Annotated in this window: 15 protein-coding genes; 9 read left to right on the top strand and 6 right to left on the bottom strand. The window is 66.6% G+C overall.

Going from position 1 to position 21,431, the window contains the following annotated elements; genetic code table 11:
* Together ACYP5B_RS05940 and ACYP5B_RS05935 are read right to left on the bottom strand one after the other, a co-directional pair.
* A partial coding sequence (locus ACYP5B_RS05940) for an MG2 domain-containing protein (RefSeq protein ID WP_459568945.1) occupies positions 1-5,368 on the bottom strand: 5,368 nt, incomplete at its 3' end.
* A gap of 109 nt (positions 5,369-5,477) precedes the next feature.
* Positions 5,478-5,957, bottom strand: coding sequence for an Lrp/AsnC family transcriptional regulator (locus tag ACYP5B_RS05935; RefSeq protein ID WP_150987569.1), 480 nt, complete (start codon positions 5,955-5,957; stop codon positions 5,478-5,480).
* A 299-nt stretch (positions 5,958-6,256) separates the two neighbouring features.
* Between ACYP5B_RS05935 and phhA the strand changes: the two genes are divergently transcribed.
* From phhA to ACYP5B_RS05915, 4 genes are all read left to right on the top strand, one after another.
* On the top strand, positions 6,257-7,189 hold the full coding sequence (gene phhA / locus ACYP5B_RS05930; RefSeq protein ID WP_459568944.1) for a phenylalanine 4-monooxygenase: 933 nt from the start codon (positions 6,257-6,259) through the stop codon (positions 7,187-7,189).
* A gap of 144 nt (positions 7,190-7,333) precedes the next feature.
* Positions 7,334-7,651 (top strand): 4a-hydroxytetrahydrobiopterin dehydratase, encoded by a 318-nt coding sequence (locus ACYP5B_RS05925; RefSeq protein WP_400091645.1) that lies wholly within the window; start codon positions 7,334-7,336, stop codon positions 7,649-7,651.
* Between the two features lie 137 nt (positions 7,652-7,788).
* On the top strand, positions 7,789-8,493 hold the full coding sequence (locus tag ACYP5B_RS05920; protein WP_267604828.1) for a response regulator transcription factor: 705 nt from the start codon (positions 7,789-7,791) through the stop codon (positions 8,491-8,493).
* Between the two features lie 25 nt (positions 8,494-8,518).
* Positions 8,519-10,141: a sensor histidine kinase gene (locus ACYP5B_RS05915; RefSeq protein ID WP_400091643.1), complete on the top strand. Its 1,623-nt coding sequence runs from the start codon at positions 8,519-8,521 to the stop codon at positions 10,139-10,141.
* Between the two features lie 39 nt (positions 10,142-10,180).
* Here ACYP5B_RS05915 and ACYP5B_RS05910 read toward each other — a convergent pair whose 3' ends face one another.
* The gene (locus ACYP5B_RS05910; protein WP_400091642.1) at positions 10,181-10,738 is read right to left on the bottom strand and encodes an SET domain-containing protein; all 558 of its coding nucleotides are present in this window, start codon (positions 10,736-10,738) and stop codon (positions 10,181-10,183) included.
* A gap of 1,432 nt (positions 10,739-12,170) precedes the next feature.
* On the opposite strand from ACYP5B_RS05910, the gene ACYP5B_RS05905 reads away from it, so the two are divergent.
* From ACYP5B_RS05905 to ACYP5B_RS05890, 4 genes are all read left to right on the top strand, one after another.
* Positions 12,171-12,449 (top strand): HU family DNA-binding protein, encoded by a 279-nt coding sequence (locus ACYP5B_RS05905; protein WP_006162250.1) that lies wholly within the window; start codon positions 12,171-12,173, stop codon positions 12,447-12,449.
* A 238-nt stretch (positions 12,450-12,687) separates the two neighbouring features.
* On the top strand, positions 12,688-13,656 hold the full coding sequence (locus ACYP5B_RS05900) for a DUF2272 domain-containing protein (RefSeq protein WP_459568932.1): 969 nt from the start codon (positions 12,688-12,690) through the stop codon (positions 13,654-13,656).
* A 211-nt stretch (positions 13,657-13,867) separates the two neighbouring features.
* Positions 13,868-14,632, top strand: coding sequence for a class II aldolase/adducin family protein (locus ACYP5B_RS05895; protein ID WP_318233543.1), 765 nt, complete (start codon positions 13,868-13,870; stop codon positions 14,630-14,632).
* Between the two features lie 46 nt (positions 14,633-14,678).
* Positions 14,679-15,662 (top strand): 2-dehydropantoate 2-reductase, encoded by a 984-nt coding sequence (locus ACYP5B_RS05890; RefSeq protein ID WP_400091639.1) that lies wholly within the window; start codon positions 14,679-14,681, stop codon positions 15,660-15,662.
* Between the two features lie 242 nt (positions 15,663-15,904).
* On the opposite strand, the gene rarD is transcribed toward ACYP5B_RS05890, so the two are convergent.
* Both rarD and ACYP5B_RS05880 read right to left on the bottom strand, forming a co-directional pair.
* Entirely contained in the window at positions 15,905-16,795 is an 891-nt protein-coding gene (rarD, locus tag ACYP5B_RS05885; protein ID WP_267604834.1) for an EamA family transporter RarD, read from the bottom strand.
* Positions 16,796-16,898: 103 nt separating this feature from the next.
* The gene (locus ACYP5B_RS05880; protein WP_400091638.1) at positions 16,899-18,032 is read right to left on the bottom strand and encodes a TRAP transporter substrate-binding protein; all 1,134 of its coding nucleotides are present in this window, start codon (positions 18,030-18,032) and stop codon (positions 16,899-16,901) included.
* A gap of 480 nt (positions 18,033-18,512) precedes the next feature.
* Between ACYP5B_RS05880 and ACYP5B_RS05875 the strand changes: the two genes are divergently transcribed.
* Positions 18,513-20,258, top strand: a complete 1,746-nt coding sequence (locus tag ACYP5B_RS05875) for a carbohydrate porin (RefSeq protein WP_459568931.1) — start codon at positions 18,513-18,515, stop codon at positions 20,256-20,258.
* Here ACYP5B_RS05875 and ACYP5B_RS05870 read toward each other — a convergent pair.
* Positions 20,242-21,042: an aquaporin gene (locus ACYP5B_RS05870; RefSeq protein WP_459568943.1), complete on the bottom strand. Its 801-nt coding sequence runs from the start codon at positions 21,040-21,042 to the stop codon at positions 20,242-20,244. The genes ACYP5B_RS05875 and ACYP5B_RS05870 overlap by 17 nt on opposite strands.
* Between the last annotated feature and the right edge of the window lie 389 nt (positions 21,043-21,431).

Here is a 21,431-nt window from a genome sequence, read left to right as displayed (position 1 = left end):
CCCCCCCCGACACCGGCGTCTTCTCGAAGGCTTGCGCAAAGCGCGTGATCGCCAGCGAGCCCCAGGCGTTGGCCGTGGTGGTGCCCCAGGCGCCACGCATCTGACGGCCGAGCAAGCCGGTTGCAAGTTGTGCGCTTTCGTCCCTCCAGCCGGGCAACTCAAGCGACAGCGCCAGCAGGCGCGCGGCATTGAGATCGCCGCCGCTCATCAGCCACCACCAGTTGTCGTCGCGCTCGGTGGAGAACGCCAGCCGCGTGCCTTGCACCGTCAGCCGCGAGCGCAGGATCTGCTGCGCTTGCGCGAGGCGCTCGTCGCGCTGCGGGATATCCTGCACGCGCGACAGCACGGCGATCCAGTCGAGCAGCGCCGAGGTGGGCCATTGCGCCGGCAGGATCTGGATCGAGCCCAGCATGCGCGCCTGCGCGTGTCCGCTGCGCGACAGCGCTTCGAGCGCGGCCAGCTTGCGCACTTCCAGGTCTTGCGTGGGCGCCCAGCGTTCGCGCTTGATGCGGCCTTCGATGAAGGCGGCCAAGCCGCTTTCCATGCGCGCCCGCGCCGCATCAGGCAGGCGCAGCGGCAGGCCCACGCGCACGGCTTCGTCGGAGACTGCCAGCAGGTAGGCGGTCAGCACCTCGCTACCCGCGTTGCCGTCGTTTTGCAGCGGGAAATACGAGGCCAGCCCGTCGTTGTCGAGATAGCCGGGCAGCTGCGCCGTCAATGCGTTCCATTGCGCCGCATCACCCAGCCCGATCGCGCGCGAGGCACGCTGCTCCAGGCACGTGAACGGATAGCTGCGGAACCACTCGCGCACGCCCGGCATGCCGCCCGCCAGCGACGCCTGCAGGTTCACCTGCAGGCCTCCGCGAGGCTGGCCCGCGGCATCCGCCAGCGCACCCTGCGGTGCGCGCACCGGCACCGACAGGTTTGGCGCCAGCTGCGCCAGCGTGGCTTGCTGCACGGTGAGCGGCACCGCCGGCACCAGTTGCTGCGAGAGCTTGACGCGGTCGCTGGCGCCCCCCGTCTTGCCGGCCTCGGTGGCTTCCACCTCCCACTGCACCGTGCCGTCCTGCACCAGCGAGCCGGCGGGCAACAGCGGCGCGGCCACGTCCCAGCCGATCTCGCGCGATTCGCCCGCGGGGATCTCCACCGTCTGCGCCGCCAGCGCCTGCGGCTGCACGGATGGTCCCGGCGGGCTCACGCGCGCCGCGGCCTGCACCGTCATCGCGCGCTGCGTGGTATTGCGCAGCGTAAACATGGCCCGATAGCGATCTTCCTCGCGCACCAACGGCGGCAGTCCCGAGATCAGCTGCAGGTCCTGCGTGGCAGCAAGGGTAGCGCTGCCGTTGCCGAAGCGACCCACGCCCAGGTCGGCCACGGCCACGATGCGGAATCGCGTGAGCGAATCGTTGAGCGGCACCGTCAGCGTGGCGCGCCCTTCGCCGTCAAGCTGCACGCGCGGATTCCACAGCAGCAAGGTATCGAACAACTCGCGCGTCGGGCTCTTGCCGCCACCGCCGCCTGCCGGCACGGCCTTGCGGCCGTAGTGGCGCCGGCCGATGATTTCCATCTGCGCGGTGGCGGTCTCCACACCGTAGCTGCGCCGCCGCAGCATCGCGTCGAGCAGATCCCAACTCGTGTTCGGCATCAGCTCAAGCAGTGCTTCATCCACCGCGGCAAGCGCGACTTCGCCGTTGGCGGCAGGCCTACCGTCCGGCAGCTTCACCTGCACGGCTACCTGCGCCTTGCCGCGCACGGGATAGCTCGCCTTGTCGGGCGTCACCTTCACATCGAGCTTGTAGCCCTCGTTGCCCACGCGGATCTCCGCCAGCCCGAGGCGGAACGCCGGCTTGGACAAATCCACCAGTGCGCTCGGCGCGGCGTACTCGCGCCCCTCGCTGCGAAACGCCTGCCACCACTCGGTCGGCTGGCGCCAGCCCCAGGTGAAGAACGAATACCAGGGCACCTCGCGCAAGCGCCCGCGCAACGCCAGCACCGACACATACACATTGGGGCCCCACTCCGGCCTCACCTTGACCCGCACCGTGGGGTCGCGCCCGTTGAGCTCCACCACGCTGGTCTCCAGCACGCCCTCGCGCTCCACCGCCACCAGCGCGGTGGCATGGCGGAACGGCATGCGCACCTGGAACACGGCGGTCTCGCCCGGCGCGTAGGCTTTCTTCTCGGGCAGCAGGTCGATGCGGTCGTTGTTCTCGCCGCCGAACCACAGCTCACCCTGGCGCGTCACCCACACCGAAGTGGCGGCCTGCGATACGCGTCCCGCGTTATCCCGGGCCTGCGCAATCAGCTCCACCTGGCCGGCCTCGGGCAGCGATACGTCGCATTGCATGCGGCCTTGCGCGTCGGTACGGCCCTCGCATTTGATGCCCAGATCCTTGTTCTCGTTGCGGTTGTCATAGCGATAGAAGCCGCCCACCACGCGCTTGCGCACCGAGGTGGTGATGCGCACCTGCGCGCGCAGCGAGATCGGCACGTTGGCCTGCGGCCGCCCCTGCGGATCGAGCGCCACGGCATGCACGGGAAGCTTCTGCTTGACCGAGACCCAGCTCTGCGTGCGGATGCCCGCCACCACGCCCGCCGGCCACATCGGCGCCGTCTGGCGCAGCGTCTGGATTTCGCCGTTGGGGTCGGCAAAGCCCGACTCCACCACCAGGTCCTTGGGTGCGTCCAGCCTCGGCATGTTCTTGAGGGTCAGCGTGCCGCCGCCGTTCTTGTCCAGCTTCAGCGGCAGCTTGTCCGCCACCAGCTTCTGCGCCTCGTCGCGCTGCGTAGTGCCATCCTCGCCCTCGTCCTCATCGCCACTGCTGTCCTTTTGCGGCTTGCGCGGCGCGGCGAAGGCATAGCCATCGTAGTCGGCAAAGCGCACGTACTTGTCGCGCAGCAGCGCCGACACCCGCACCGGCAGGCCTGCCGCGCCGCCGCCCGACACGTAGTGCACTTCCAGGTTGAGCGGCACCTCGGCCGGCGCCACCAGCGCCCCGCCGCTGCCGGCCTTGAGCGTGCCCGCGAGCACCGGCAGGCGGAAAGCCTCCACGCGGAAACTGCCGCTGTCCAGCACGCGATCCTTGGCGTCGCTCAACGACACGGTATAGACGCCCAGCTTCGCTGCCGCGGGAATCGCGAACGTGCTCTCGGCGCTGCGCCCACCTGTGGCGGTCGTGCGCCACTGCACCGGCTGCTCGTAGGTCTGGCCACTGCCTTCATGCTGGATGACCAGCTTCTCCGGCAAGGGATCGCCCGCACCCGGCAAGGCGAAGCCATTCGCGGTCTCGGTGCGGATCACGTGCTTCATCGACACGGTCTCGCCGGCACGCAGCAAGGTGCGATCGAAGATGGTGTGGGCGCGCACGTCCGGCACCGCGCTGGTGTCGGTCGGCACATTGAAGCGCCAGCTCTCGATGCCCTGGTTCCAGTCGGACATCACGAAGGCCATGTCGGCCTGCCCGCGCGCCTGCGGATGATCGGCGGCAATGCGCGCCGAGACGAAATAGCCAGACAGCCCGGTGTCGTCGCAACTGCGCTCGCGCACGTCGTCCAGGCCGTTGAAGCTCGCCAGCCCGGCGGCATCGGTACGGCCCGAGGCCAGCAGCTTGCCGCTGCAATCGCGCAGCGCCACCGCGGCATTGGCCACCGGCTTGCCGTCGTCGAGCGTGGTGACCCACGCCAGCGCAGTCATTTTGCCGGGGCCGCGCGCGAGCTTGAAATGCACGCCCAGGTTGGTCACCAGCGCGGCGGTGCGCACGTACATGGGGGCCGGCTTGCCGAGCAGTGCCTCGCCCAGCATCGGCGACGCGATCTCCACCACATGAAAGCCCGCTTCAGGCAGCGCAATGCCAACCACCTCGAACGGGCGGGGCGCCTTGCCGCCGGGCTCGCCCAGTTGCGGAATGGCGAGCTTGCGCGCACCCGCCACGCCATCGAGCAGCGACACGGAGCGGGTCTCGATGGAAGGCGCATTGCGCGGGTTGTTGACCGCGGACGGCGAGCGGCCGGCGAGAATGGCGTCGAGCTCGCCGCGCGTCCAGCTGCCTTCGTGCAGCCGGCGCACCAAACCGTACCAGCGCAGCACCGCGCCGTCGTCGTCCACCTTCAGGCGGCGTACCGTGCCAGCTTGCGCGCGCACGCCTTGCGCCGGCAGGTCGGCCTCGACATTGCGCAGCGTCACCGGCAGCAGCGCCGGATAGTCGGCCGGCACACGGCCCTTGGGCAACTCGCCAAAGCGCTCGAGCACGCCGAACGGCGCGGCCGAGAATTTCGCCAGCGGCGGCATCGCGGCCATGCTGACCTTGAGCGGGAACAGCTCGGCATTGGACAGCACGCGACCGCTGTCGTCCTTCAGGCCGGCGGGTACCGAAAGCGTGAACTCGGTCTTCTCGGCAAAGGGCGGCTTGAAGCTGACACTGCTGACGGGCGCGTCGCGCGCCGCGTCCGGCTCGAATTGCGGGGCGCGCGGGCCTTTCGGCGTATTGAGCAGGATATGCTCGGCGTCCTTGCGCGAGATCGGGGCGGAGAACGACAGCGAGATAGGCCGCAACGGCGTGCAGGGCGACTGCGCGCGCTCGCGCTCGCAGGTAAAGCTGGCGGTGAAGGGCTCGCGCACGGTGTAGTCGAAGCGCCGCTCGTCGCGCGTGGCCAACCCCGAAGGCGTGGCGATGCCGCTGCCCAGCACCAGTTGCATGCGCGCACCAGACGGCAGGCGCTGCTGGCAGGCCAGCAGGTGCACGGTATCCACCTCGTCGGCCTTCAGCTTCCAGTGCAGCGCGCCCAGCACGGCGTCGCGCTCCTTGCCGGCAACGAGGCGCACGGGGATGCGCTCGCCCAGGCCTTGCGCCTGGCACCATGCAGCGGTGCGCACCGAGTCGGCGGTGGCCGGCCCGTTGAAGCGCAGCGCAAAGACCTGGTCTTCTTCGATCTCGCCGCCGCCGGGTCGCGCGAAGACCACGGTGGGGCCGCCGGTCTCGAAGCGGTACTCCGGCTTGCCGGTGTACGCCTTGCCCGCCTCGCTCTTGAGGCCGGCCACCATGCGCACCGTGCATTTGACGCCGGGAGGCAGGTCGCGCGCAAAATCGAAGGCCCAGTTCTTCGCGTCGATCCAGCGTGCCTGCCCGGTGATCGTGCTGCCATTGCAGGACACCGTGGCGGGCGGGCTCGCCTGCAGGTCGCCCAGCGGCACCATCGCTTCATCGAAGCGGATCGCCACCTGCCGCACGCGAGCGACCTCGCCCTCCGGTGAGAAGCGGATCACCTGCGCCGCCTGGCCGGAGCCCGGCAACGTCGCCAACACTGCCTGCAGGCAAGCTGCGGCAGCCCACCAGTACCCACCTCTCGCACGTTGCTCACGCTTGTCCATCCGAGCGACGATCTGCGTCATCCTGCCTCCTCCCGATTATGGCACCCGGCGAGGGTGACATGCGCCGATGGCAAGCGCAAGTCCGCGCGCGCGGCGAGAGGCTCGCTGGCTAGCGCAAATGCGACAGCGGCAACGGCCCGTCGCGCTTGAGCGCGGTCAGCACGATGTTGGAACGCACGCTCTCCACGCCCGGCACGCGCATGAGCTTCTTCATCGTGAATTCGGCCAGCGTCGGCAGGTCGGGCACCATGATGCGCAGCAGGTAGTCGGCCTCGCCCGCCACGGAGTAGCACTCCTGCACTTCTTCCAGCAGCAGGATGTCCTCGCGGAAGCGCTCGACGATGGTGTCGCCGTGGTGGGCCAGCTTGACGCTGGTGAACACCAGCACGCCAAGCCCGAGCGATGGCGGCGACAGCACCACGCGGTAGCCGGTGATCACACCGTCGGCCTCGAGCCGCGCGAGCCGCCGCCCGATCTGGCTGGGTGAAAGATGAATGCGCTCGGCGAGCTGCTGGTGGGTGGAGCGGCCGTCGGTCTGCAATGCCGCCAGCAGCGCGAGGTCGAATGGGTCGAGGTTGATCATGGTCATGTCGCTTCGGTCGCTTCGGTCGCGTTAATCGCGTTAATCGCGTTGATCGCGATGGTCGAGTCGGAATCGCTTCTTGTTGTGCACTACGCCTGGCGGGAAGAATGCTACCCCCACCGCCGCCTTGCGGCACGCCGATTGTCGCTAGCAGCGCACCCGCGCATATTTCCCGCATACAATACCAAATTTCTGCGTGCTTGATGCATCTCCTGACGAAACCAAGCCGTATTTGCGGGCCATTTACGTCATCTCCTCGCTAAACTGTGCGGTAAATCTGCAGGAGATAAAACATCATGGACGCAATGGCTACCGCCACCCAGGCTGGGGACGCCCAGGCCAGCTTTGCCGGCACCTTGACCGACAAGCTCAAGGAACAATTCGACGCCGGCCTGCTGTCCGGCCAGGAGCTGCGCCCCGATTTCACCATCGCGCAGCCGCTGGACCGCTATACGGAGACGGACCACGCGGTGTGGGCCAAGCTCTACGACCGCCAGGCCTCGATGCTGCGCGGCCGCGTCTGCGATGAATTCCTGCAAGGCCTGTCCACGCTGGGCATGGAGCGCGACCGCGTGCCCAGCTTCGACCAGCTCAATGAAACCCTGATGCGCGCCACCGGCTGGCAGGTGGTGGCGGTGCCCGGCCTGGTGCCGGATGCCGTGTTCTTCGAGCACCTGGCCAACCGCCGCTTTCCCGCCAGCTGGTGGATGCGCAAGCCCGAGCAGCTCGATTACCTGCAGGAGCCCGACTGCTTCCACGATGTGTTCGGCCATGTGCCGCTGCTGATCAACCCGGTCTTTGCCAACTACATGGAAGCCTACGGCAAGGGCGGGCTCAAGGCCGCCTCGCTGGGCGCGCTCGACATGCTGGCGCGGCTGTACTGGTACACCGTGGAATTCGGCCTGATCCGCACGCCGGGGGGCCTGCGCATCTACGGCGCGGGCATCCTGTCGAGCCAGGGGGAATCGATCTACAGCTTGGACTCGGCCAGCCCCAACCGCATCGGCTTCGATGTGCGGCGCATCATGCGCACGCGCTACCGCATCGACACGTTCCAGAAGACGTACTTCGTGATCGACAGCTTCGACCAGCTGTTCGACGCCACCCGCCCCGACTTCGCGCCGCTCTATGAGGAACTGCGCGCACAGCCCACGCTTGGCGCGGGCGACGTGGGGCAATCCGACCTCGTGCTGCATCGCGGCTCGCGCGAAGGCTGGGCCGACAGCGACGACGTCTGACTCCGGCGCCCCGCGCGCGCTTTGTGAAACAATATCGGCATGCCCGCTCCGCCCCCGCCGCCTGCACATCGCAATGGCCGGAAAGCTGAGCGGGCGGGCTGGTATTCCCGTTTGCCAACTTCCTTTTCGACCATCGAGCCCATCATGTCCCCTGCGCCTGTCGTGCCCCTAACGCTTGAAGAACGTGCACCGCTGCTGGCCGGCCTGCCCGGCTGGAGCACCGTCGATGACCGCGATGCGATCCACAAGCGCTTTACCTTTGCCGACTTCAACGCCGCCTTCGCCTTCATGACGCGCGTGGCGCTGGCCGCGGAAAAGGCCGACCACCATCCGGAGTGGTTCAACGTCTACAACCGGGTCGACGTCACCCTGTCCACCCATGACGCCAACGGCCTGACCCGGCGCGATACCGACCTGGCCGCCTTCATGGAGCGCGCCGCCGCGTCGCTGTCCAAGGCCTGAGCGCGCGCCTGCGCCTACCCGGGAGACTGTAGGCAAACCGAAAGGACGCAAGCGGCCCTGCGCTGTACAATCGGTGGCTGACCGTTTGTTGCATTCGTCACTTCCCCGACCCCTTTCGAGCCTCCCAGCCTGCCACCATGCGTATCCTTCTGATCGAGGACGACCGTCAGATCGCCAGTGGCGTCGAAGCCGGCCTGTCCCAAGCCGGCCATCAGGTGCGCGTGGTGCATGACGGCGTCTACGCCACCGAGCACCTGCTGCGCGAACAACACGACCTGGTGATCCTCGACCTGGGATTGCCCGGCATCGACGGCATGACACTGCTGGCGCGCTACCGCGCCCGCAACCGCACCACGCCGGTCATCATCCTGACCGCGCGCGACGAGCTCGAAGACAAGCTCTCCGGCCTGAACGCCGGCGCCGACGACTACCTGGTCAAGCCCTTCGCCCTGCCCGAGCTGGAGGCGCGCGTGCGCGTCTTGCTGCGCCGCAGCCAGCACGGCGAGGCCGCGCCCGAGCGCGACGTGCGGCTCGGACGGCTGCGCCTGTCCGGCAACGACCGCCGCATGTTCATCGACGGCAAGCCGCTGGAACTCTCGCCGCGCGAATTCGCCGTGCTGGAGTTGCTGCTGCAGCGCCAGGGCCGCGTGGTCAGCAAGGCACAGCTGCAGGACCATCTCGCCACTTTCGCGCATCCCGCGGGCGAAGGCGGGGACACGGTTGGCGATACCGCCATCGAAGTCTACGTGCACCGCGTACGCAAGAAGCTCGAAGAATGCGACGTAGAGATCGTGACCGTGCGCGGCTTCGGCTACCTGTTGCAGATCCGCGCCGGCACCTGACGCCGCGCCCAGGGAGAAGCCCGCCATGTGGCTGCGCCCACGTCCTCCCCAGCCTCCCAAGGCCCTGACCGACGCCGCCAGCGGTGTATCCGGCAAGACGGTCGCAACCGCCGCGGCAACGCCATCCGCGCGCTCGGCCTCCACGCAAAGCCTGCGCGTGCACTTGCTGCGCGCGCTGGCCACGCCGCTGTTCGCGCTGGTGCTGACCAGCGGCTCGCTCTCCTACTGGCTGGCGGCGCACTACACCACACAGGTATTCGACCGCGCCCTGTACGGCGTGGCCAACAATATCGCGCAGCAGATCCGCATTGCGGGCCCCCGGCTGGAGCAAGACATCCCGATGATCGCGCAGACGCTGGTCGAGGCCGAAGGCACCGACCGCATCTACTGGCGCATCCACGGCCCCGACGGGCTGATCGGCGGCATGGACACCTGGCTGGGCTACGGCACCGGGCAGACTTCGCTGCACGATGCGCGGCTCTTCTATGCCTGGTTCAGCGGGCGCCAGGTGCGCGCCGTGCGCCTGCCGGTCAACCTGCCCAGCCCGGCCTCGGATGAACTGGCCACCAGCGAGGCCGGACGCGCCCCGCGCGGGCCCATCGTGGTGGAAGTGGCCGAGCTGCTGGACCGGCGCGAGACCGCCGCCAACGAGATCCTGCTGTCGGTCTCGGTGCCGCTGATCCTGCTGCTGGTGGTGGGTAGCCTGATCCTCTCGCACGTGCTCAAGGAAGAGCTGGTGCCGCTGCAGATCCTCACCGACAAGCTCAATCGCCAGACCGCGCGCTCGCTGGCGCCGCTCGATGAAACCCAGGTACCGGCCGAAGTGGAGCCGCTGATCCGCGCGCTCAACGCGCTGCTGGCCAGGCTGCGCGATGCGCTCGACGCGCAGCGCAAGTTCATCGCCGACGCCGCGCACCAACTGCGCACGCCGCTCACTGCCGTCAAGCTGCATGCCGACCGTGCGGTGCAGTCGGTGGATCCCGCGGTGACGGACCACGCGCTGCGCGAGCTGCAATCGGCAGCCGACCGCGCGGTGCGCCTGTCCAACCAGTTGCTGTCGCTGGCCCGCGCGGAGCCTGGGCTATCGCTGGAGCGTCTGGGCCCGATCGAGCATTTCGACTTGGCCACGCTGGCCTTCGAGACCGGCGCCGAGTGGGTGCCGCAGGCGCTCGCGCGCCAGATCGACCTGGGCTTCGAGACCTTGCCCGGTCCCACCTTTACCGGCGCGGCGCCCTCTACGGTGCGCGGCAACCGCCTGCTGATGCGCGAAGCGCTCAGCAACCTGATCGACAATGCCGTGAAATACGTGCCGCCCGGCGGGCGCATCACCGTGCGCGCCGGCGGCGAGGCGCTCGGCCATCGCGGCATGGCGGTGGTGATGGTGGAAGACAACGGGCCTGGCATTGCGCTGGCGCGCCGCGAGGAAGTCTTCAAGCGCTTCTTCCGCGGCGACCATACGCCGGGGCCCAATGTGCCGGCGCAACCGCCCGGCGGCGCCGGCCTCGGCCTTGCCATCGTGCATGAAATCATCGGCCTGCATCACGGCACCATCCGCATCGAAGATGTGCCCGCCTCCGGGGAGGCGGCCGAGGCGCGCGGCATGCGCTTTGTGATCCGCATCCCGTGCGAGGCCGCCGGGACCGTCTGAGGCGGGACAAGCCGTGCAGCTCGTCCCCTTGCAAGACGCCTACTTGGCTTTCTTGTCCTTCGGCGCCAGCATGGTGCCGCGGCACTTCGGGTTGCCGCAACGGCACTCGAACTCCTTCTTGAGCTTCTTGGTGTAGCGCGCGTCGATCACCAGCCCATAATCGTAGAACAGTTCCTCGCCGCCCGCGATGTCGCGCAGCGCGTGGATGAACACGCGCCCCTTCTTCTCGCGTGCCTCGCAATTGGGCGCGCAGGCGTGGTTGATCCAGCGCGCGCGGTTGCCGCCGAACTTGGCGTCGATCACGTTGCCGTCTTCCAGGCTGAAGTAGAAGGTGTGGTTGGGATCCGCCGGATCGTGCGGATGGCGCTTGAGCGCTTCCTTCCACGAAATATGCTCGCCCTTGTATTCGATGATGCGCTCGCCCTCGGCAATCGGCGCGTTCGCATAGACGCCCTTGCCATGCACGCCCGAGCGGCGCACTTCGACGCGGTCGGACGCGGTCTTGCGCTTGCCCTGCCTGGGGCTCTTGACGCGCTCGGCGTCTTTCGCGTCAGTCCCTTCCTGGTTCAATTCCTCTTGCTCTGCCTGTTCCGCCATGTGCCATCCCGTATTGGTCCGCCTTCCTGCCACCCTGCGTGGCTGCGCGCCGCCCGGGCGCGATGGCGATGATACCTGCCCATATTGGCTGCGGCATCCCCTTGCCGGCAAATAGGCGTATACGGGCGGCCCACCTGAACCCGTATACGTCGATCCAGGTATACGGCGCACCGGTTAACGGGAAGACCCATCATCGAAAACAGCCTCAAGAAGCTCTTCTGTGGCTACCTGTGGCTACGTATACGACCACGAACCCGCCGACCGTCTGTGGATAACCCGGCAAAAATCTGGGGATAAAGACATGCAATTCATGTGGGCTGCCTGGGGTTGGCATGGGGATGCATCAGGCATAAGTCGGAGGGTTGCACCCGACCCCCTCCTCCAAAAGGCTAAGTCATCCACGTCCACCAACACCGGGTCCGACCACTTCTGCTTCTTGCAACCCACTGATTTTAAAAGCGTTTACCGGGTTATCCACAGAAAAGGCAACCGTTTACCTACTACTACTATCTGTATACATTAAAGAAAGAAGTAAACAGAAAGGACTACGTCCTGATATCGGCGAGCAAAGAGAACCACGCAAAAATAAAGGGCTGAAAAGCCGCTTCAGGCGTGGCTTCTTTTTTGAGCAAGAGGAATTTCCTGGTCGCTGCACGGTTTACCGCCGTACATTGAGGGATGTTTGACGGGGAAGACCGGGTACAACCGCGTATACGCACGGTCTTCGTGTTGGGTGGCCGAGGTATACGCGCCGTTTCGCGGCGGTCGGTATACGTCCGCACTGCCCGGCGACCGGGCTTGGCCGTAAACGCGCACCGTTAACGGCCAAGGCTGCGCATGCATGACGCGAATAACCTCGAAATTTCGGCCGCGCTTGCTCAATGGGCGTCATGCACAATAGTTCATATCCCTCCCTGGCAGCCTCTCGGCCCTCGCTGCTGCGCTGCAATGGGTACGCGGTCCACGGGCCCGGCTCCAGCGAAAGAAACGCCCACAGCGCCTGTAAGGCCCCTTGGCGGGCAGGGATAGCGCTGCGCGGCGGCCAGTTGCCTTTGGCATCTGCCGGAGGCCCCGGCATTTGAGGGATTTCGCCCTGCCCGCGCCGGGCTTCGCTATTGCAATGCAATGCCCCTGGAAGGGCCCACAAGGCCTCTGGAGCCGTTTTGCAGGTGTGGATGCCCTCTGGGACACCTGGGTACGTTAACTCGCCTGAGGCCCATCCTGACGCTAGCGAAGGCTCGGCTTGCACCCCCGAATCCCCACAAAGCCCCAGCCAGCGCGGCCTGGAGCGGGATGCCCTGTAACAATCTGTTCCCAGTTGGCGTGGCCCGACACGGTATGATGTGGCCCGCGGCGCCTTTGCCGACGCCGGTGCGAAGTGCGCCGGCCCAGCCAGGCGTCCTTGTTTTATCAACTCGACACGGAGTGAAGCATGACGAAAACCGAACTGATCGACGCCATCGCGGCCGGCGTGGACGGCCTGACCAAGGCCAAGGCAGAACAAGCGCTGAACGTGACGCTTGGCGCCATCATGGAAGCCGTGGCCAAGGGCGACACCCTGAGCCTGATCGGCTTTGGCACCTTCAGCCAGGGCGAGCGTGGCGAACGCATGGCGCGCAACCCGCGCACCGGCGAAGAAATCAAGGTCGAAGCCGCCAAGACCGTCAAGTTCAAGGCTGGCCAGAAGTTCAAGGACGCAGTGAACCAGTGAGTCCTGCGGGCGGTCTCGTGCCAGCCCCGTTGGATCAACCCCGCCGTGCCGCCACCGGTTGCCTGATGGCATGGGTGAGCGCCAGGCGGGGTGCGTTATCCACAGTGTTTGACCTGCGGTTATCCTGCCGCTTCGCGGTATACGCCGCACCCTCCACCAGCCCGATAAGATAGTGCCCTATCGGCGCCTTCCCTCAGTAAATACAAGGGTCTAGGGCGTCCTGCCCAGTAGGCCTCTCATGCACCTTCCTTCGCCGCGCGGCAGATTTCCACAGCTTTATTCACAACGTTTCCCACAAAATTTTCCACAGGCACGGCGGCTTGGCCTGAGCCTGCTGATGACGCTCGCGCTGGTCTCGGGTTGCACCACGCCTTCCCCGCTCGCACGGCCTCAGGCGACCCCCCTGCCCGATACGGAAAGGCCCGTGACAACGCCCGGCGCCACGCAGCGTCAGCGCATCGTTGAGATCGCCTGGCAGGAATGGCAGCGCTGGGGTGGCCAGACCGTGCGCCTGGGTCGCGACGACACCGCGTGCGTGGCCGACAGCCCGCTGCCGGCGCCCGTATTGTCCGGCATGCCGGTGGCCGGACCCGAAGCGGATGGGACGGATGCCGCGGACCGGTCCGCCGACCGCGAGGACGAGGAGAGCAGCGAGGCGGCCTGCCTGCACTTTCCCGACGGCACCGGCATGGAGGCCACGCCCCAGGGCTGCAAGCTCGCCCAGCGCTATTGGGCCATCGTGGGCAAGGCCGTCACGTGCCGCCAGGTCACCCAGGGCAACTGGGCGTGGTCTGCCGTGTTCATTTCCTGGGTGATGCGCAAGGCCGGCCTGGACGACCGCCAGTTCCTGACCGGCGATTCGCACTCGATGTACGTGGTGGACGCGCGCGACGGCATCCTGCCCGCGCCGGCGTTCCGCATCGAGCCGTTGCCCGCCATGCCCCGCCCGGGCGATGTGATCTGCGCCGCGCGCGGGCACGACAGGTACCTCGACAGCGCCGCCGAGATCGGCTTTGGCACCACGCCCATGCATTGCGACATCGTGGTCGAGGTCGACCCGGCGGCACGCCTGGTCAAGGCCATCGGCGGCAATGTCCAGCAATCGGTGTCGATGGAGCTGATCGAGCTGGGTGACTCCGGCATGATCGACGGCGTCACCAACTCGCACATGCCGTGGCTGCTGATCATGCGCAACACGCTGCCCTGAGCCGGAACCTGAGGCGTTGCTGGTTGCCCTGTGCCAAGCCGCCGTACGCGGGTAGCCCCGGCTTGACCCGCCTCGCAAAATCATTAACATGGTAATTAATCGGGCGTCGGCATGGGGTCTCTCCGTGTCGGCATCATGGCCCGCCCCCACCTGAACCGCACACTGAAAGCGCGCGCACCGACGCGGCGAGCAACCCGAGAGGAGACCCTGCATGGCCATTGCCAACTGTCACCCGGCGGAATGGGAGGCGCGCGTCAAGCTCGCCGCCTGCTACCGCATCTTCGACCGGCTGGGCTGGACCGAGCTGATCTACAACCACATCACGCTGCGCCTGCCGCCCGAGGCGGGGGGCGATGGCGGTAGTCCTCACTTCCTGATCAATCCCTTCGGCCTGCGCTACGCGGAGGTGACCGCCTCCAACCTGGTGAAGATCGACCTGGCGGGGCAGGTCATCGGCGAGAGCCGCTGGCCGGTCAACCCGGCCGGCTTCACCGTGCACGCCGCCATCCACGCCGGCATCCCGGGCGCGCACTGCGTCATGCATACGCACACCACGGCCGGCATGGCGGTCGCCTGTTCGGCGCAGGGCCTGTCGATGAGTAACTTCTACGCGGCGCAATTGTTCGGCAAGGTGGCCTACCATCCGTTTGAAGGCATCACCGTGCACGACGACGAAGGGCCGCGCCTGGTGCGCAATATCGGCGACAAGCCCGCCGTGATCCTGCGCAACCATGGCTTGCTGGCCTGGGGCGACAGCATTGCGCGTACCTTTTCCACGCTCTGGCTGCTCAACCGCGCGTGCGAGATCCAGCTGGCCACGCTGGCCATGGGGGCGGCGCTGCCGGTGCCCGAGGAGATTCAGCGCAAGTGCACGCGCGACTCGCTGCAGTTCAATCCCAAGTTCGGCGCGGGCGAAGATGTGTTCGCGGCACTGACCCGGGAAATTGATGGCATCGATGAATCGTATCGTGAATAGCCAACATTGATTCATAGCAAGAATAAACGAGCAGGAGCAGGCAGTCATGACATCCCTATGCATCGTCGGCGCAGGTGCCGTCGGCGGCTTTATCGGCGCGCGCCTGGCCCGTTCCGGCCAGGCGCTGAACGTACTGGCGCGCGGCCAGACGCTGGAGGCGCTGCGCTCGCAAGGCCTGACCCTGATCGAGGGCGAGCGCAGCGAGACGTTCGCGGTTCACGCGCAGGGCGATCCCGCAGCGCTAGGTACGCAAGATGTGGTGATCCTGGCGGTGAAAGCGCCGGCGCTGCCGCAACTGGCGCAGACCATCGGACCGCTGATCGGCCCCGATACGGTCGTGGTGACGGCGATGAACGGCGTGCCCTGGTGGTTCTTCGAGCGGCCCGGCCCGCATGCCGGCCTGTCGCTGCGCGCCGTGGATCCGCAAGGCGCCATTGCGCGCGCCATCCCGGCGGCACAGGTAATCGGCTGCGTGGTGCACCTGACCGCCTCCACGCCGGCTCCGGCCACGGTGCGCCACGGCTTCGGCGCGCGCCTGATCCTGGGCGCGGCGGGCGGCGCTACGGCCATGGCAGCTGGCAAGCTCGAGGCAGTGGCCAGCCTGCTCGCCAGCGGCGGCCTGGAGGTCGAGCGCAGCGTCGCGATCCAGCAGGACATCTGGTTCAAGCTGTGGGGCAATATGACGATGAACCCGGTCTCCGTGCTGACAGGCGCCACCTGCGACCGCATCCTCGACGATCCGCTGGTCAATCGTTTCTGCCTGGCGGTGATGGAAGAAGCCAGCAAGATCGGCGCGGTGATCGGTTGCCCGATCGCGCAGAGCGGCGAGGAGCGCAGCCAGGTCACGCGCAAGCTGGGCGCCTTCAAGACTTCGATGCTGCAGGATGCCGAGGCCGGGCGGCCGGTGGAGATCGATGCACTGGTGGCATCGGTGCGGGAAATTGGCGAGCACGTCGGGATCGCGACCCCCAACATCGATGCGCTGCTGGGGTTGGTACGGCTACATGCCCAGGTGCGTGGGCTTTACTGACCGGGTTTGGCGGGGTGAAAGGGTTTTGTTATTCTCCATATAAATCAACTGATCTTGTTTGTTTGGCTATTGATAAATAGTAAGAATGATTTTGCCGCGCACCGCCAGGCCTTGAGGCATTGCTTGCTTGGTGGATGGCTGCAAAGAGGCAAAATTCATTCGTATGAAGAATGTTTGCGTACAATCAACAATACATTTCATTGTTGGTGTAAATATCAAGGGGCCTCAATGAGGCCCCTTCTTCATCCTTGCGTCGCCAGCTTCGCCCGCTGGCGCCCCGCCCATATCCCCTCGATCGCATAGACAGCCAGCGATATCCAGATCATCGCAAAGCCGACCTGCTTGCTGGCCGGGAACGGCTCGTTCCAGAGCCACACGCCGAGCAGCAGCTGCAGCGTCGGGCCGGTGTACTGCAGCAGCCCCAGCAAGGACAGCGGGATACGCCGCGCGCCGGCCGCGAACAGCAGCAAGGGGACGGCGGTGACCGGCCCGGCGAGCAGCGCCAGCAACTGCACCCCGCCGCCGACCTCGGGAAAGTCGGCTTGGCCCGTCGCGAACAGGTAAGCCAGGGCGCTTGCCGCCAGCGGGAACAGCAGCATGGTCTCCAGCGAGAGGCCTTCCAGCGCGCCCAGCGTGGCGGTCTTGCGCAGCAGCCCGTAGCCGCCGAAGGTGGCGGCCAGCGCCAGCGCAATCCAGGGCAGCTGGCCCGCGGCCACGGTCAGCCAGACCACGCCTGCCGCAGCCAGGGCAATGGAGGCCCACTGGCCGGGACGCAGCCGCTCATGCAGGAACAGCACGCCCAGCAGCACGTTGAACAGCGGATTGATGAAGTAGCCCAGGCTGGCGTCCACCACCCGACCGTTCGATACCGACCAGATGTAGAGAAACCAGTTGCCGCTCAGCAGCAGCGCACTGGCAACGAAGCCGGCCAGCAGGCGCGGATTGGTCCAGACTCCGCGCAGCCAGCCCCAGTGGCGCCGCCAGGTGAGCACCAGCCCCAGGAACACCAGCGACCACACCATGCGGTGCAGCAGGATCTCCATTGGCGCGATGCCGTGGAGGGATTTGATATAGAGCGGCAGCAAGCCCCAGACGATGTAGGCGAGCAGCGCGTAGATGATGCCGGTTTGCATGAAGAGTCCCAAGGAATCGGGGGATTCTACCGGCGTAAAAAAGCCCGTGCTGGGCACGGGCTTATGGCTGGCTTGCGCCACCTCGCGGGAGGTGGCAGTGCACTTACAGCTTGTGCGCGAAGCTGAACTGCGAAAATGCTTGCTCGGCCACGTTGAACCACGCTGCTTCGTTGTTGCGGAAGACGCGCCAGTCGTCGTAGATCTTCTTGAACGACGGGTTCTTGGCGGTTTCCTCTGCGTAGGCGTCCTGGGTGGCCTTGAAGCAGGCCTCCATGATTTCCTTGGAGAACGGACGCAGCTTCACGCCGTTTTCCAGCAGGCGGGCCAGCGCTTGCGGGTTGACCGCGTCGTACTTGGCCATCATGTTGGTGTGGACTTCGATGGTGGCCGTTTCCAGCGCGCGCTTGTACAGCGCGGGCAGCTTCTCGTACTCGGTTGCCGAGGAGTAGAAGGACAGCTGCGCGCTGCCTTCCCACCAGCCCGGGTAGTAGTAGTACGGGGCAACCTTGTAGAAGCCGAGCTTCTCGTCATCGTACGGGCCGACCCATTCCGCCGCATCGATGGTGCCTTTTTCCAGCGCGGGATAGATGTCGCCACCAGCGATCTGCTGCGGCACCACGCCCAGGCGCGACAGCACCACGCCGGCGAAACCGGCAATGCGGTACTTCAGGCCCTGCAGGTCGGCAACCGTCTTGATTTCCTTGCGGAACCAGCCACCCATCTGCGCGTTGGTGTTGCCGCCAAGGAAGTTGACGACGTTGTATTCCTTGAAGAACTCGCGCATCAGCTTCATGCCGTTGCCCTGCATCATCCATGCATTTTGCTGGCGCGAGGTCAGGCCGAACGGGACGGTGGTGTCGAAGCACAGCGTCGGGTTCTTGCCGAAGTAGTAGTAGCCGGCGGTGTGGCCGATCTGCACGGTGTTGTTCTGCACCGCGTCCAGCACCTGCAGGCCCGGCACGAGTTCGCCGGCGGCGAAGACCTTGATGTTGAATTTGCCGTCGGTGAGTTCCTTGACCCGTTGCGACAGCAGCTCGGCGCCACCGTAGATGGTGTCGAGAGACTTGGGGAAGCTCGAAGCCAGGCGCCATTCCACGGCCGGATTGCTGCCGATCACGGCTGGTGCGCTGGCACCGGCGGCGGCCGGCGCAGCAGCCTTTTCTTCCTTGCCGCACGCGGCCAGCGCACCCGTGGCGGCCACGGCCGATGCCTTCAACAGAAAGGAACGACGTTCCATGACTTCTCCTCTTTTATAGATTTCTAGTGCGGCAGCAGGGGGTGGGCACGCCCGCGTCATGCGTGGGCATCCCGCTCTGTACCGTGACGCGCAGGCAGCCGGGGTACGGCGGCCGCGCAACAATGAGCCTGTTACGGAGACATAGCAGGAACGTGGCGTATCCTGGCATACCTTCGTAACAGGCTCGAGGGGCCGGTCCGTACCCGTTGGACAGGCCAGGTGATTATAGCGGTGGCCCTTTCGCCACGGGGGGCCGTGCAAGTCCGGGTTTTCGCTAGGAAAGTGCAGATTCGGAGGGTGCTGCACATCGTCCTGTCATCCTGCCGCGCTCCCATTGGCATGGCTGCACCGTGACATGCCAGGTGACGCAAGCGATGTATTCCATATGGTGAGAACGACGCCCCCACTGCGGATTTTGTAACCCCGCTTGCTGTCCAATTGGTCGACTGTTAAAAAATCACGCCTTACTGGTCTTGTCCTATGTTGTTTGCCGCCTCGCCCGCCTCCGGCCGCCTGCCGGCGTTCCGCTCGCGTTGTCTCGCCGTTGCCGTGCTGGCCGCCTGGGGACTGAACGCGTGCGCGCAGACCGGGACCGGGCCAAACCTGGCGGCGGCCGATGCGCAGGCCACGCCCGCGGCGATGCAGAGTCCGGCCACCCCGCCCGAAGCAGACCCGCTGGCAGCCCTGATCTCGGGCGAACAAGCCGCCCCGGCCCCGGTGGCTGCGGACGCCCCTGCAGCGGCTGCCGCACAGGAAGCGCCCGAAGCGCCTGGAGCGCCCAAAGCCGCCGCTGCCGAGGGAGCTTCGCCCACGCCCGCCGCCGCCCTGCCAGAGCCGCCCCCGCCTGCCACCTGGGCCAATGCCGGCCTGGATGACGACGGCATGGAGCTCGCCGGCCCGCCCGATCCACCCCTGCCCCCGGAGCCGGTTGTCGCGCCTCCCCCGCCCGTGGTGTTCTTTCCCAAGCGCCTTGGCGAGTTCGTGGCGGACGCCCCGCCGAATGTCGCCAAGCCCGCCGAGGGCGAGGCTGCCGACACGCCGGCAGCGGCCGGTGAAACATATGCGCTGGTTTCCCAGTTGCCCGCCGACGATCCTGCCGGCGATCAGGTCTGGCGGCTTGGCTACAGCGGGCGCGCCGCGTATGACGATCGCACCACCGCCACCCGTGCCTGCGCTGGCGGTGGCACCTTGTCCACCGGCATCGGCGGCGGGCTCGCGTGCCGCAGCACCGGCGAGGTCAAGGTCAAGGAGTCCCTGTTATCGCTCGACGGCGGCGCGCAGGTGCAACTGGTGGCGCAGGCCAAGGGGACCGATGCCACTTCGATCAATGGCCGCCCGGCCGCGGTCGATCCCTATGCCCTGCTGCCGCAGATCTATACCTCGGTCAGTGGCCTGTCGGTGCTGGACGGCGCCACCATGTGGGCCGGCCGGCGCGAGAACTCGTCGTTCCTGATGTCGTCGGGGCTGCTGCCGCCCACGTCGCCGGCGATGCGTTTCGGCGTGGACAATGCACGCTTTGGCGACATCGCGCTCAACTACCAGTACACCGCGCGCAATGACCTGAACGGCGCCAACCTGCCAAGCTATCATTCGCTGCGCACCGCGCCCATCGCCACCAACGAGAAAGGCTCGGTGCAACTGGGCTATACGCGTGTGGAAGCGCAGCCGCTGATCTTGCAGACCGGCAGCGCGTGGTGGGTGTCGGCCATGCACGAGCAGCAAGGCGTGCTCGCCGGCACCAACCGCTTCGGCATGCAGTTTGGCGAGGGCAGCCGTAACGCGTTGACGGGCTACACCGGCATGGGGCCCGCCTTGTCGCGCGTACGCGTGGCCGAATCAATGGAGTGGAAGCAGCGCTCGGGGCTGGGCCTGGCGGGCTCGGTCGAGTCCAGCATGCAGTTCGACCGCTCGCCGGTTGGCACGCTGCAATGGATGGCCACGCGCGTGCGCCCCGCCTATATCGCCAGTGACCAGTTCAAGCTGACCTTCGAGGTGGCGCACGACCAGATCTCTTCGGGCTTAGGCGCCAGCGGACAGCGCACGGCGGTGACCGTGGCGCCTACCTTCACGCTTGGCAAGGCGGCCGGCAATGCCAACTTGCGCGCCTTCTACACCTACAGCAAGGCCAACGACGTGGACGGCATCGCCTTTGCCTCGCCCACCGATACCTGGGCTTCGCAGACCTCAGGCTCTATCTTCGGCGTGCAGCTCAATCGCCGCTGGTAGGCGCTATAGCCGCTGTGGCCGCTGCTCGCCATGGCGTCTTTCGCGTGATCGGCGCACGGCCCGGCAGCACAGCCGGGGCTCGCAGCAACCAGTGGAAGACCAGCGTGGCGCTCAACCCGCCCGCTATCTGCGCCAGCACGAAGCCCGGCACATCGATGGCGCGAATGCCGGTGAAGGTTGCCGTCAGCGCGCACGCAAGGGTCAGCGCCGGGTTGGCGAATGACGTCGATGCCGTGAACCAGTACCCCGCCGTGATATAGCCCGCTACCGCGAACGGCACCAGCCCGGGCCGGCTGCGCCCGGTGCCGATCGCCACGCTGATGAGGCCAAAGGTGGCGACGAACTCGCTCCACCACATCGATGGTCCGGTCCGGCTTTGCGCCGACCAGGCCAGCATCGGCTCGCCAAACATCGCATGCGCGCAGGCGACCCCTGCAATGGCGCCGCCCATCTGCACCAGCCCGTAGCGCCAGGCATCGCGCGCCGGCAGCGCGCCGCGCACCATCGCCGAGAGCGTGACGACCGGGTTGAAGTGCCCCCCCGAGACCGGCCCCAGCGCGAGCAACAACGCAATCAGCCCGCCTCCCGTGGCCAGCGAGTTCGCCAGCAAGGCCAGCGCGACATTGCCGCCGGCCAAATGCTGCGCGCGAATGCCCGAGCCTACCACCACCGCCACCAGCAGCGCCGTGCCGAGTCCTTCCGCAACCAGGCGCTGACAGAGCGTGCTCGCAGGCGCAGGTACGCTTGCGCGGTGCTGTTCGGCAGCGTGGACGGGTTCGGCCATGGCATCGGGGGAAGGCGCGTGCATCGGGTTTGCAGTGATGGGCGGGAGCGCGCAGTGTTTCGTTTTTCGCCTTTCAGCGTCAATGCACGTGCGGCTTGTTTTGAATGAACCGGGAGTATCGAATGCGCGGCGTGTTTTGCTGAATCGCTATCGGGATGGCATGGATGGTGACATGACATCGCGAAAATCGGAGGTCAGGACCAAATGCGAAAGGCGGATTTTCGGGGTAATTGGCGCAATGCCGATAATCGCGGGCGCGATGGCATTGGATGAAAAAATTCGTGCCTGAACATTAGGCGGTGGCAGGCGATATTGCAAGGTCCGGCGTGCGTGAGGCGTGCCCCTGCAAAGGAGGCGATAGACGCGTCCTGGCCGTGTTCTAAGCGGCT

This window comes from Cupriavidus sp. 8B (assembly GCF_054589115.1).
This window is presented reverse-complemented; position numbering and strand designations above follow the sequence as displayed.

Excerpts from the sequence above, each read along its gene's own strand:
- ACYP5B_RS05880 (WP_400091638.1), bottom strand. The coding sequence starts at position 18,032 with ATGGAACGTCGTTCCTTTCTGTTGAAGGCATCGGCCGTGGCCGCCACG.
- ACYP5B_RS05875 (WP_459568931.1), top strand. The coding sequence starts at position 18,513 with ATGTTGTTTGCCGCCTCGCCCGCCTCCGGCCGCCTGCCGGCGTTCCGC.
- ACYP5B_RS05900 (WP_459568932.1), top strand. The coding sequence starts at position 12,688 with ATGCACCTTCCTTCGCCGCGCGGCAGATTTCCACAGCTTTATTCACAA.
- ACYP5B_RS05935 (WP_150987569.1), bottom strand. The coding sequence starts at position 5,957 with ATGACCATGATCAACCTCGACCCATTCGACCTCGCGCTGCTGGCGGCA.
- phhA (WP_459568944.1), top strand. The coding sequence starts at position 6,257 with ATGGCTACCGCCACCCAGGCTGGGGACGCCCAGGCCAGCTTTGCCGGC.
- ACYP5B_RS05910 (WP_400091642.1), bottom strand. The coding sequence starts at position 10,738 with ATGGCGGAACAGGCAGAGCAAGAGGAATTGAACCAGGAAGGGACTGAC.
- ACYP5B_RS05920 (WP_267604828.1), top strand. The coding sequence starts at position 7,789 with ATGCGTATCCTTCTGATCGAGGACGACCGTCAGATCGCCAGTGGCGTC.
- ACYP5B_RS05905 (WP_006162250.1), top strand. The coding sequence starts at position 12,171 with ATGACGAAAACCGAACTGATCGACGCCATCGCGGCCGGCGTGGACGGC.
- rarD (WP_267604834.1), bottom strand. The coding sequence starts at position 16,795 with ATGCAAACCGGCATCATCTACGCGCTGCTCGCCTACATCGTCTGGGGC.
- ACYP5B_RS05915 (WP_400091643.1), top strand. The coding sequence starts at position 8,519 with ATGTGGCTGCGCCCACGTCCTCCCCAGCCTCCCAAGGCCCTGACCGAC.
- ACYP5B_RS05890 (WP_400091639.1), top strand. The coding sequence starts at position 14,679 with ATGACATCCCTATGCATCGTCGGCGCAGGTGCCGTCGGCGGCTTTATC.
- ACYP5B_RS05895 (WP_318233543.1), top strand. The coding sequence starts at position 13,868 with ATGGCCATTGCCAACTGTCACCCGGCGGAATGGGAGGCGCGCGTCAAG.
- ACYP5B_RS05925 (WP_400091645.1), top strand. The coding sequence starts at position 7,334 with ATGTCCCCTGCGCCTGTCGTGCCCCTAACGCTTGAAGAACGTGCACCG.
- ACYP5B_RS05870 (WP_459568943.1), bottom strand. The coding sequence starts at position 21,042 with ATGGCCGAACCCGTCCACGCTGCCGAACAGCACCGCGCAAGCGTACCT.